This window comes from Salinicoccus albus DSM 19776 (assembly GCF_000385175.1).
Classification (GTDB): domain Bacteria; phylum Bacillota; class Bacilli; order Staphylococcales; family Salinicoccaceae; genus Salinicoccus; species Salinicoccus albus.
On sequence record NZ_ARQJ01000003.1, the window covers coordinates 1 to 1719 of the forward strand.

Below are 1719 nucleotides of genomic sequence, written 5' to 3' on the forward strand. Positions count from 1 at the left end.
CTCCTCTTAACCTTCCAGCACCGGGCAGGCGTCAGCCCCTATACGTCACCTTTCGGTTTGGCAGAGACCTGTGTTTTTGGTAAACAGTCGCTTGGGCCTATTCACTGCGGCTCATTATCCATGAGCACCCCTTCTCCCGAAGTTACGGGGTCATTTTGCCGAGTTCCTTAACGAGAGTTCGCTCGCTCACCTGAGAATTCTCATCCCAACTACCTGTGTCGGTTTGCGGTACGGGCGGTCATATCCTCACTAGCGGCTTTTCTTGGCAGTGTGAAATCCGCGGCTTCGCCTACTATTTTCAGCTCCTCTTCACCGCTCGCCGTGGCACATGACGGATTTATCCTGTCATGCCGGCTCGCGGCTTGAACATGCTCGTCCAGTCGCATGCTCCGCTTATCCTACTGCGTCCCCACTTCGTTCAAACAGATATCACCGGTACAGGAATATCAACCTGTTGGCCATCGCCTACGCATCTCTGCCTCGGCTTAGGTCCCGACTGACCCAGAGCGGACGAGCCTTCCTCTGGAAACCTTAGTCTTTCGGTGGACGGGATTCTCACCCGTCTTTCGCTACTCACACCGGCATTCTCACTTCCAATCGCTCCACATGTCCTCACGGTCATGCTTCGCCGCCATTGGAACGCTCTCCTACCATTAATCTCAATTAATCCACGGTTTCGGTAATATGTTTAGCCCCGGTACATTTTCGGCGCAGCGTCACTTGACTAGTGAGCTATTACGCACTCTTTAAATGATGGCTGCTTCTAAGCCAACATACTAGTTGTCTGTGCAACGCCACATCCTTTGCCACTTAACATATATTTGGGGACCTTAACCGGTGGTCTGGGCTGTTGCCCTCTCGACAACGGACCTTATCACCCGCTGTCTGACTCCCATGGCTCACATCGGTGGCATTCGGAGTTTGTCTGAATTCGGTAACCCGGGATGGGCCCCTCGTCCAAACAGTGCTCTACCTCCACGATGCGTCCATGAGGCTATACCTAAATATATTTCGGAGAGAACCAGCTATCTCCAGGTTCGATTGGAATTTCACCGCTACCCACACCTCATCCGGTGACTTTTCAACGTCAGTCGGTTCGGCCCTTCATCCAGTGTTACCTGGACTTCAGCCTGGACATGGGTAGATCACCTGGTTTCGGGTCTGCGACTCCATACTTTACGCCCGTTTCAGACTCGCTTTCGCTGCGGCTCCGCATTCGCTGCTTAACCTCGCATGCAGTCGCAAGTCGCCGGTTCATTCTACAAAAGGCACGCCATCACCCATAAACGGGCTCTGACTATTTGTAGGCACACGGTTTCAGGTGCTCTTTCACTCCCCTCCCGGGGTGCTTTTCACCTTTCCCTCACGGTACTGGTTCACTATCGGTTACCAAGGAGTATTTAGCCTTGGGAGATGGGCCTCCCGGATTCCGACGGCATTTCTCGTGTGCCGCCGTACTCAGGATCCACCGCTCAGCGCTTCGCTTTGGCCGACGGGGCTGTTACCCGCTATGGCCGGTCTTTCCAGACCGTTCGGCTCGGCGGCCCGCTGATCCTCGGTGTCCTTCAACCCCAGCTCGCGCTGGTTTGGGCTCCCCCCGTTTCGCTCGCCGCTACTCAGGGGATCGATTTTTCTTTCTCTTCCTCCGGGTACTGAGATGTTTCAGTTCCCCGGGTCTACCGCCGCATCAGCTATGTATTCACTGATGGGCCGCACATC

The 1719-nt window shown here is 54.7% G+C and carries 1 rRNA gene; it reads right to left on the minus strand.

The window, feature by feature from the left end:
* Positions 1–1719: ribosomal RNA gene (locus G343_RS15060) — 23S ribosomal RNA — on the minus strand; the annotation flags it as partial.